This is a genomic window from Pseudomonas sp. R62 (assembly GCF_000257605.1).
Lineage (GTDB): Bacteria > Pseudomonadota > Gammaproteobacteria > Pseudomonadales > Pseudomonadaceae > Aquipseudomonas > Aquipseudomonas atacamensis.
Genome location: NZ_JH635999.1, coordinates 2,189,387 through 2,199,389, shown reverse-complemented (window position 1 = coordinate 2,199,389; position 10,003 = coordinate 2,189,387). Strand labels below are relative to the sequence as shown.

The window sequence follows — 10,003 nt, the reverse complement described above, 5'->3', positions numbered from 1 at the left end:
GGTCAACGATGCCAGCAAGACCTGGCCCGCAAATCGCAAAGTGCTGAACGCCGGGACTTTGGTGCTGGAGAAAACCCAGCCGCAGCTCAGCGGTGAATGCCGCGACATCAACTACGACCCGCTGGTGCTGCCGGCCGGGATTCAAGGCTCGGAAGATCCACTGCTGGCCGCGCGTTCTGCCGGCTATGCCGATTCCTACCTGCGTCGCACCAGCGAAGTCAGCCAGTTGCCCGCCGCCAAACAGGAGGCTCGTCCATGAACAAGCAACCGACGCATTTCGTTTTGCTGGCGCGCCTGCTGCACTGGCTGATGGCGCTGATGATCATCGCCATGCTGTTTATCGGCGCGGGCATGGTCACTTCGGTGTCGTCTCGCCATGAATGGCTGATTCATTTGCACAAGCCGCTGGGCATCGCGATTCTGGCGCTGGTGATCGTGCGCCTGCTGGTGCGCTTCACCACCCGCCAACCGCCGCTGCCGGATGATCTGCCGGGCTGGCAGGTACTGGCAGCCAAGGCTTCCCACGTCTTGTTGTATGCGTTGATGCTGGTGTTGCCGCTGCTCGGCTGGGCGATGATCAGTGCCTCGGGCGAGCCGGTGATGCTCACGGCGTCGCTGCATCTGCCGTCGATTGTGCCGGCTGACGCGCAACTGTTTGCGTTGCTGCGCAAGTCCCATGGCTATCTGGCGTATCTGCTGTTTCTGACGGTGCTGCTGCACCTGGCGGCGGCGCTGTTTCATGGCTGGGTGCGTCGTGACGAAGTGCTCGACAGCATGTTGCGCGGGCGTGATCGCGGCTGACCCTGTAAAGCAAAAGATCGCAGGTCGGCTGCGATCTTTTGTCGTTACAGAGGAGGGGATCAGCGCAGGGTGTCGACCATGTCGGCGAGGGTGGTCAGCACATCCTTGCCCAATTGCTTGGAACGTTTGCCCGACCAGCCGGTGATCTTGTCCGGGTGGTCGTCGTGGTCCTTGAAGGGCATCTCCAGGGTCAGCGACAGGCAATCGTATTTCTGCCCGACGCTGTTGCAGGCCAGGGTCATGTTGGCCTGTCCCGGTTCGTCGCGGGTGTAGCCGTAGGTGGTCTGGAAGTCTTTGGTGGTGTGCTTCAGATGGCTGCGGAAATGCTCTTCAAGCTTTTCGATGCGCGATGTAAAGCCAGGATTACCTTCACAGCCGGCGGTAAAGACGTGGGGGATTTCCTCGTCGCCGTGCACGTCGATAAACGCATCGACGCCATATTTTTCCATCTGCTGCTGGACGAAAAGCACTTCCGGACTGATGTCCTGGCTAGCGTTCTGCCAGGCTCGGTTCAAGTCCTGACCCATGGCATTGGTGCGCAGATGGCCATGGAAGGCGCCGTCCGGGTTCATGTTCGGCACCAGATACAGATCGGCGCTGGCCAGCAGTTTGTTCAATACCGGATCGTCCTGGCGCTCCAGACGCTCAATCACGCCTTCCATGAACCATTCCGCCATGTGCTCGCCCGGATGCTGCTGGGCAATGATCCAGATCTTGCGCTGGCCTTCGGCACCGGTGCCTTTGCGCAGCAGCTGAATGTCGCGGCCCTCGACACTTTTGCCGGTCGCCAGCAATTCGGTGCCAGCCTTGCTCAGCGCCTGCTCGATCAACCAGTCGTGGCGGCCGCGGCTGTAGGGTTCGAAGTAGGCGAACCAGGCGTGGGTCTGTTCGGCTTCGAGGCAGAAGCGCAGGCTGTCGCCTTCGAAGCTGGTGGGGATGCGGAACCAGTTGACGTGGTCGTAGGAGGCGACTGCCTGATAGCCGGTCCAGGCCTTGTTATAGGAGGACTGGCTGGCGTTGACCAGACGAAACCAGTGTTCCTGATGCACATGCAGGCCGCTGGCCTTGAAGTGGAACCACTGAAAATGAGCGCTGCGGGTGTCCGGGCGGATGGCCAGAACCGGATTGAGCGGGTTGCTGATGTCGATGACTTGGATATTGCCGCTGTCGAAATTGGCGCTGATGTCGAACGAAGATTTGGCCACGGTCATAATCGCTTCCAGAGCAGGATTTTTATGACCGGTACTTTACACGCAGGCAGGGCTGAAACCGAGGGGAATTGCGGGTGGAGCGGGGGGCGTCTTCCGTGACGCGCCAGCAGCTTAGAGGCTATGCGATTGATTCTCAAGTGCTGATTGCCATTAGTTTTGCCCAATGTGGCCGGGCTCGGCTTGCCAATCAATATTCTTTTGATATTATCCGCGCCATCGAATTTGCAGCACCTGAAGACTTCATTAGCCTGAAGACACAAGCCCGAAAAACGGGCAAAAAAAGACCCGGCAAAAAGCCGGGTCAAAAACCGTGATTAGCCTGATGAGGAGATAGTCCAGAAGACCGACCTAAGGTCTCTGGTCCATCGACTGATCTCGCGACCAGCTGCTTGCAATAATAATCATTATCATTTGCAAGTCAAATGTTTTTATCTGCGCGATGGGAAAATTCTTTCCTGTCCGCCCGTACCTTGTCCGCCGTGACTTCGTCGTTGTCGATCGAATGGTCGACCATCGCCCGCGCCATATCCACCATGTGCACCACCGAAAAGGCCAGATCGCGACTGGTGCCTTGCAGGTTTTCTGCGGCCTTGAACGCGGTGGCGGCTGCACATCGCAACAGATCCGAGGCATGCACCAGCGCTTCCTCGCCGCTGAGATGGCCTTTGACATTGAAAAAACGTTCGTCCGTCTCGGGTTCTGAAACAGCCGGTTTCAAGTAGTAGTCCAGCGCGCGCTGTGCGGCGGCATTGCCTTGAGGGGAGGTGAAGCTGGTGTCGATTTGCAGATCGGGCAGGTCTTTGCTGCTGATGTTCATCATGAAACGTCACTCCATGTTCGATTGAAAGTCCGTTTCCTTAGGATAGTACCGCCTGTATTTGTGACGAGAATTTAAATACTACAATATGTGTTTTGCCGGTCGAAGACGTCCGCGTAAGGTGCGGCACATGGATAAATGGATTGAGTTGGTCAAGGCCAAGATGAGTGAACTCAAAGTCACTCAAACAGAGCTCGGAGAGCGCGTCGGCATGTCCCAGGGCGGGATCGGTCATTGGCTGAACAAGCGTCGCGAACCCGGTGTTACCGAAATGAACCGCGTGCTCAAGGCGCTGGGAATGGACTTCCTGGAAGTCGTTCTGGTGATTCGCGAACCGCAGCCGACGCCGGAAGACGAAATGCCGCTGGCGCAGAAGTACAACCCGTACTTCCGTTATCCGGTCTGCGATTGGCGTGCACCGTGCGAAGTGCGTGACACTGCGGCGAGCTATCCCGGAGCATCAGCGAAGCAGCGCTTCGAACTGACGGATTACCACGCTCGTGGCGGTGCCGCGTTCTGGCTGACGGTGACGGGGGATTCGATGACCGCGCCGAGCGGCCAGAGCATTGCCGAGGGCATGCTGATTCTGGTTGACCCAGAGTTGGAGGCAGTGCCTGGCAAACTGGTGATCGCCCAGTGGCCGGACAGCGAAGAAGCGATTTTCCGCAAACTCGACGAACAGGCCGGCCAGCGCTACCTGGTGCCGCTCAACCCGACCTGGCCGAAAACCCTGCTCACCGATGAATGCCGGATCATCGGCGTGGTGGTTCAGGCAACGGCGCGTTACTGAGCGGATCGATCCTCGCTCAAGGCGAGGGTCGATCCTTTTATTTCATCCCTCTTCCAGTTCAACCAAAGCGCTGCCTTCGCTGACCATATCGCCTTCCTGGCAATACAGCGCTTTGATCACACCGGCGTGCGGCGCGCGGATGCTGTGTTCCATCTTCATGGCTTCAAGCACCACCAGTTGCGCCCCGGCCGCAACCGACTGTCCCGATTCGACCAGCACGCGCACGATGCTGCCGTTCATTGGCGCGGTCAGACCGCCCTGATGGCTGTGGCTGGCTTCGACGGCACTGATCGGATCGAACGCTTCGATGCGCCGCAACTCGCCGTCCCATTCCAGATACAACGCGCCGCCCTGACGAATCGCCCGCAATGTGCGGCGCACGCCGTCATGCTCGATGGTCAGCGCCTCGCCCAGCAGTTTTGCAGGGGCCGCAGTTCTCAAGGTCAACGCGCGATCCTGTCCCTCGCAGCTCAAGTGCAAGGTGATTTGCGCCGGCAAACCTGCGCGCAAACCACTGCTGCAAGACCAGGGGGAGGCGGGATCATCCGCCCGCGCATGCTTCGGCAGACTCTGCGCAAACGCCTGCGCCGCCGCTTGCCAGAACTCATCGCTCAACGCGCCCGGCGCTGGCAGCAATTGCTCCTGATAGCGCGGAATGAACCCGGTATCCAGCTCTGCCGCCGCAAACGCCGGATGCGCGATGATCCGGCGCAGGAAATTGATGTTGGTCTTCAGCCCGCCAATCGCAAACTCGTCGAGCATGCTCAACAAACGCAAGCGCGCCTGTTCGCGATCTTCACCCCAGGCAATCAGTTTGCCGAGCATCGGATCGTAGAAGGGCGAGATCTCGTCACCTTCCTCAACGCCGCTGTCTACCCGCCGCCCCGGTCCCTGTGCCGATTCGCGGTACAAGTCCAGACGCCCGGTGGCCGGCAGGAAATCATTCGCCGGATCTTCGGCATACAAGCGCACTTCGATCGCGTGACCATTGAGTGGCACCTGCGCTTGGGTGATCGGCAGCGCTTCCCCACGGGCGACGCGAATCTGCCAGGCGACCAGATCCAGCCCGGTGATTGCTTCGGTCACAGGGTGCTCGACTTGCAGCCGCGTGTTCATCTCCATGAAGAAAAACTCGCCGCGCGCATCCAGCAAAAACTCCACGGTGCCGGCGCCGACATAACCGATCGCCTGCGCCGAACGCACAGCCGCTTCGCCCATTGCCCGGCGCAACTCGGGCGTCAGACCCGGCGCCGGGGCCTCTTCGACGACTTTCTGGTGCCGACGCTGGATCGAGCAATCGCGCTCGTTGAGATACAGGCAGTTGCCGTGCTGATCGGCGAACACCTGAATTTCCACGTGACGTGGCTTGAGCAAATACTTTTCCACCAGCATCCGCGAGTCGCCAAACGACGATTGCGCTTCGCGCTGCGCCGAGGCGAGGGCTTCAGCGAGTTGGCTGACATCCTCGACCACTTTCATGCCTTTGCCGCCACCACCCGCAGTGGCCTTGAGCAGCACCGGATAACCGATGCGTTCGCAGGCTTCGCGGAAGGTGTCGAGGTCCTGCGCTTCGCCGTGATAGCCCGGCACCAGTGGCACGCCGGCCTTTTCCATCAGCGCCTTAGCGGCGGATTTGCTGCCCATCGCATCGATGGCCGAGGCGGGCGGGCCGAGGAAGATCAGCCCGGCGCCTTCGATGGCGCGGGCGAATCCGGCGTTTTCCGATAGAAAGCCGTAGCCGGGATGAATCGCCTGGGCACCGCTGGCCTTGGCGGCGGCGATCAATTTATCGATTTGCAGATAACTCTCGGCAGCCTTGCTGCCGCCCAGATCCACACGGATATCGGCTTCACGGCTGTGCCGCGCATCGCGGTCGGTGGCGCTGTGCACGGCGACGGTGGTCAGGCCCAGAGCCTTGGCGGTGCGCATCACGCGGCAGGCGATTTCGCCGCGGTTGGCCACCAGCAGGGTGGTAATCACAGGTGCGCTCATCAACGCGACTCCTTGGTTGATGCGGCTTGCCAGTTCGGTGGGCGTTTTTGCAGGAAGGCACGCAAGCCTTCCTGGCCTTCAGGGCTGACGCGAATCCGCGCGATGGCATTTTCGGTGTAGCGGCGCAGGGCCGGGGTCAGCGCGCCGTTGCCGACTTCACGCAGCAAGTCCTTGCTGGCGCGCATCGCGGCCGGGCTGTTGAGCAACAGGTTGTCGATCCACTGTTCGACCTGTTGCTCCAGTTCCGCCGCAGGATAGCTTTCGGCGAGCAAGCCGATCTCCCGCGCCCGCTGCCCGCTGAAGCGCTCGGCGGTCAGCGCATAACGCCGCGCCGCCCGCTCGCCGATCGCCTGCACCACGAACGGGCTGATCACGGCCGGTGCCAGGCCGATGCGCACTTCCGACAGGCAGAACTGCGCGTCATCGGCGCCGATCGCCATGTCACAGCAACTGATCAAGCCCAGCGCGCCACCAAACGCCGCGCCCTGAACCACCGCCAGCGTGGGGATTTTCAGCTTGGCGAGGTTGTACATCAGCTCGGCCAGCTCGCGGGCATCGTCAAGATTGGTGTGGTAATCGAGTTCTGCCGATTGCTGCATCCACGCCAGATCGGCGCCGGCACTGAAGTGCTTGCCGCGCCCACGCAGCAGCAGGAAGCGCAGGCTCGAATCGCTGGCGACCTTGTCGAGGGCGAGGATCAGTTCGCGGATCATCTCGGCGTTGAATGCGTTGTTTTTCTCCGCGCGATTGAGCCACAGCGTCGCGAAACCGCGTGGATCGTTTTGCAGTTCGAGGGTATTGAAGTCGTTCATCAGATTCTCCCCATCACATCCGGAACACGCCGAAGCGGCTCGGTTCGATTGGCGCGTTCAGCGACGCGGACAAGGCCAGGGCCAGTACGTCGCGGGTCTGCGCCGGGTCGATGACGCCGTCGTCCCACAGCCGCGCGCTGGAGTAGTAGGGGTGACCCTGTTCTTCGTACTGATCGAGAATCGGCTGCTTGATCTCGGTCTCCTGCTCGGCGCTGAACGCCTGACCGCTGCGTTCGGCTTGTTCGCGCTTGACCTGCACCAGCACTCCGGCGGCCTGTTCGGCGCCCATCACGCCGATCCGCGCGTTCGGCCACATCCACAAAAAACGCGGGTCGTAAGCGCGACCGCACATGCCGTAGTTGCCGGCACCGAAACTGCCGCCAATGATCACGGTGAATTTCGGCACCTTGGCGCAGGCCACTGCGGTCACCAGTTTCGCGCCGTGCTTGGCGATGCCGCCGGCTTCGTACTTCTGGCCGACCATGAAACCGGTGATGTTCTGCAGAAACAGCAGCGGGATGCCGCGCTGGCAGGCCAGCTCGATGAAGTGCGCGCCTTTCTGCGCGGCTTCGGCGAAAAGGATGCCGTTATTCGCCAGAATCGCGATCGGATAGCCGTGCAAGTGAGCGAAACCGCAGACCAGCGTGGTGCCGAAGAGGGCTTTGAACTCATCGAACACTGAGCCGTCGACCAGCCGCGCAATCACTTCGCGCACATCGAATGGCTGCTTGGCGTCAGCCGGAACCACGCCGTACAACTCGTCGCTGGCGTACAGCGGCGCGATCGGCGGGCGTTGCTGCACTTCGCCGAGCTTGCGCCAGTTGAGGTTGGCGACGCTGCGGCGGGCGAGGGCGAGGGCGTGTTCATCGCTCTCGGCGTAATGGTCGGCCACGCCGGAGGTCCTGCAGTGCACATCGGCGCCGCCCAGATCTTCGGCGCTGACCACTTCACCGGTCGCGGCTTTCACCAGCGGCGGGCCGGCGAGGAAAATCGTCGCCTGGTTGCGCACCATGATCGCTTCGTCCGCCATCGCCGGCACATATGCGCCGCCAGCGGTGCACGAACCCATGACCACGGCGATCTGCGGGATGCCCATGGCGCTCATGTTGGCCTGATTGAAAAAGATCCGCCCGAAGTGCTCGCGATCCGGAAACACTTCGTCCTGACGCGGCAGGTTGGCGCCACCGGAATCCACCAGATAAATGCACGGCAGGCGATTCTGCTGGGCGATGGTCTGCGCGCGCAGGTGTTTTTTCACGGTGAGCGGGTAATACGAGCCACCTTTCACCGTCGCATCGTTGGCGACGATCATGCATTCAACGCCTTCAACGCGACCGATGCCGGCGATCACCCCGGCAGCCGGCACGTCTTCGCCGTAAACCGCATGGGCGGCAAGTTGGCTGATTTCGAGAAACGGCGAGCCGGGGTCGAGCAAGCGATTGATGCGCTCGCGCGGCAGCAATTTGCCCCGCGAGGTGTGGCGTTCCTGAGCTTTGACACCGCCGCCCTGCGCGACTTGAGCGAGCAGGGTGTGCAGCGCGTCAACCTGTTTGAGCATCGCCGCACTGTTGGCGGCGAACTCCGCCGAGCGCGGGTTGAGCTGAGTGTGCAGAATCATGGGGCTTACTCCGTAAGCAGCTTCTAGCTACAAGCGGCAAGCTGCAAGTTGGGGCGAGAGCGTGGTTCTCTTGCAGCTTGTAGCTTGCGGCTTGCAGCTGACGAGGTCATTTCGTCTCGTTGAACAGTTCGCGGCCAATCAGCATGCGGCGGATCTCGCTGGTGCCGGCGCCAATTTCGTAGAGCTTGGCGTCGCGCAGCAGGCGGCCGGCGGGGAATTCGTTGATGTAGCCGTTGCCGCCGAGAATCTGGATCGCGTCGAGGGCCATTTGCGTGGCGCGTTCGGCGGTGTAGAGGATCACCCCGGCCGCGTCCTTGCGCGTGGTTTCGCCGCGCTCGCAGGCCTGGGCCACCGCGTACAGATAAGCGCGGCTGGCGTTGAGCTGGGTGTACATGTCGGCGACTTTGCCCTGGATCAGCTGGAATTCGCCGATGCTCTGGCCGAACTGCTTGCGGTCGTGGATGTACGGCACGATCAGGTCCATGCACGACTGCATGATTCCGGTCGGGCCGCCCGAGAGCACCACGCGCTCGTAATCGAGGCCGCTCATCAGCACTTTCACGCCACCGTTGAGCACGCCGAGAATGTTCTCTTCGGGTACTTCGACGTCATCGAAAAACAGCTCGCAGGTGTTGGAGCCGCGCATGCCGAGCTTGTCGAACTTGTTGCTGCGGCTGAAGCCTTTCCAGTCACGCTCGACAATGAATGCGGTGATGCCGTGCGGGCCTTTTTCCAGGTCGGTCTTGGCGTAGATCACGTAGGTATTGGCGTCCGGACCGTTGGTGATCCAGGTTTTGCTGCCGTTGAGGACGAAGCGGTCGCCGCGTTTGTCGGCGCGCAGTTTCATCGATACCACGTCGGAACCGGCGTTGGGCTCGCTCATCGCCAAGGCGCCGACGTGCTCGCCGCTGATCAGCTTCGGCAGGTATTTGCTTTTCTGTTCGTGATTGCCGTTGCGGTTGATCTGGTTGACGCAGAGGTTGGAGTGCGCGCCATAGGACAACGCCACCGACGCCGAGCCGCGGCTGATTTCTTCCATCGCCACTACGTGCGCCAGATAACCCAGACCCGCGCCGCCGTACTCCTCCGGCACGGTGATGCCGAGCAGGCCCATGTCACCGAATTTGCGCCACATGTCGGCGGGGAACAGGTTGTCGTGGTCGATCTGCGCAGCACGCGGGGCGATCTGATCGGCGACGAAGGACTGCACCTGATCGCGCAGCATGTCGATGGTTTCACCGAGGGCGAAATTCAGGGATGGATAGCTCATGGGTCACCTTTTGGCTTTTTTATCGGGTGGAGCGCACGACGAATCGGCGTTCAGCTTTACGTTAACGTAAAGCTTCCACAGTTCGACTGTCAATCGGCTTTACGTAAGCGTCAACTTGGGCGAGAGTAAGGGCAGTTCAGGATCAGATATCGGTTTGTTTCTGGTGGGAGCGAGCCTGCTCGCGAAAGCGCTGTATCAGTCGCCCTAAAGGGTGAATGACGCAGCGTATTCGCGAGCAGGCTCGCTCCCACAGGGATTCAAAACCGGGAAAACCCACTAATAAAGACAATAGGGGTCGTCATGGATCAACCCAGTGCAAACCCGCAGCGCAGCTACACCCGTGGCTCTCAGGACCAAGCCCTGCTGGCGATGACCATCGGTCAGCGCTTCGATCAGACTGTCGCGCAGTACCCGGACGGTGAGGCTTTGGTGGTACGCCATCAGCAGTTGCGTTACTCCTGGCGGCAACTGGCCGACGCGGTGGATGAGCAGGCCAGGGCCTTGCTCGCACTGGGCTTGCAGACCGGCGATCGCCTCGGCATCTGGGCGCCGAATTGCGCGCAGTGGTGCATTACCCAGTTCGCCACGGCGAAGATCGGCGTGATCCTGGTCAATATCAATCCCGCCTATCGCAGCTCCGAACTCGAGTACGTGCTCAAGCAGTCCGGCTGCCAGTGGCTGGTCTGTGCCGG

At 61.1% G+C, this 10,003-nt stretch carries 11 protein-coding genes; 5 read left to right on the top strand and 6 right to left on the bottom strand.

From position 1 onward, the window contains the following. Positions 1–259 (top strand): catalase (locus OQK_RS27690; RefSeq protein ID WP_038861877.1); only part of this gene is annotated, 259 nt, incomplete at its 5' end. Beyond that, a complete protein-coding gene (locus OQK_RS27685) occupies positions 256–801 on the top strand; it encodes a cytochrome b (RefSeq protein WP_016775318.1) in 546 nt (181 codons plus the stop codon). The genes OQK_RS27690 and OQK_RS27685, both read left to right, overlap by 4 nt. Positions 802–860: 59 nt before the next feature. On the opposite strand, the gene OQK_RS27680 is transcribed toward OQK_RS27685, so the two are convergent. Then, the gene (locus tag OQK_RS27680) at positions 861–2,012 is read right to left on the bottom strand and encodes a M14 family metallopeptidase (RefSeq protein WP_016775317.1); all 1,152 of its coding nucleotides are present in this window, start codon (positions 2,010–2,012) and stop codon (positions 861–863) included. A gap of 95 nt (positions 2,013–2,107) precedes the next feature. Between OQK_RS27680 and OQK_RS29765 the strand changes: the two genes are divergently transcribed. Then, positions 2,108–2,326, top strand: a complete 219-nt coding sequence (locus tag OQK_RS29765; RefSeq protein WP_136493759.1) for a hypothetical protein — start codon at positions 2,108–2,110, stop codon at positions 2,324–2,326. 104 nt (positions 2,327–2,430) lie between these two features. Here OQK_RS29765 and OQK_RS27675 read toward each other — a convergent pair whose 3' ends face one another. Then, positions 2,431–2,829 (bottom strand): DUF6124 family protein, encoded by a 399-nt coding sequence (locus OQK_RS27675; protein ID WP_038862224.1) that lies wholly within the window; start codon positions 2,827–2,829, stop codon positions 2,431–2,433. A 130-nt stretch (positions 2,830–2,959) separates the two neighbouring features. Between OQK_RS27675 and OQK_RS27670 the strand changes: the two genes are divergently transcribed. Next, the gene (locus OQK_RS27670) at positions 2,960–3,619 is read left to right on the top strand and encodes a LexA family protein (protein ID WP_038861876.1); all 660 of its coding nucleotides are present in this window, start codon (positions 2,960–2,962) and stop codon (positions 3,617–3,619) included. A gap of 42 nt (positions 3,620–3,661) precedes the next feature. On the opposite strand, the gene OQK_RS27665 is transcribed toward OQK_RS27670, so the two are convergent. The 4 genes from OQK_RS27665 to OQK_RS27650 form a co-directional block, all read right to left on the bottom strand. After that, complete coding sequence (locus OQK_RS27665; protein WP_016775314.1) at positions 3,662–5,611, bottom strand: acetyl-CoA carboxylase biotin carboxylase subunit; 1,950 nt, start codon at positions 5,609–5,611, stop codon at positions 3,662–3,664. After that, the gene (locus OQK_RS27660) at positions 5,611–6,423 is read right to left on the bottom strand and encodes a gamma-carboxygeranoyl-CoA hydratase (RefSeq protein WP_016775313.1); all 813 of its coding nucleotides are present in this window, start codon (positions 6,421–6,423) and stop codon (positions 5,611–5,613) included. The genes OQK_RS27665 and OQK_RS27660 overlap by 1 nt, the downstream gene beginning before the upstream one ends. A 13-nt stretch (positions 6,424–6,436) precedes the next feature. Continuing rightward, positions 6,437–8,041 carry a carboxyl transferase domain-containing protein gene (locus OQK_RS27655; protein WP_016775312.1) on the bottom strand — a complete coding sequence of 535 codons (1,605 nt, stop codon included), beginning with the start codon at positions 8,039–8,041 and terminating at the stop codon, positions 6,437–6,439. Positions 8,042–8,147: 106 nt separating this feature from the next. Then, positions 8,148–9,311 carry an isovaleryl-CoA dehydrogenase gene (locus tag OQK_RS27650; RefSeq protein ID WP_016775311.1) on the bottom strand — a complete coding sequence of 388 codons (1,164 nt, stop codon included), beginning with the start codon at positions 9,309–9,311 and terminating at the stop codon, positions 8,148–8,150. Between the two features lie 300 nt (positions 9,312–9,611). Between OQK_RS27650 and OQK_RS27645 the strand changes: the two genes are divergently transcribed. Continuing rightward, positions 9,612–10,003, top strand: a 392-nt coding sequence (locus tag OQK_RS27645) for an AMP-binding protein (RefSeq protein ID WP_038861873.1), incomplete at its 3' end; no start/stop codon positions are given.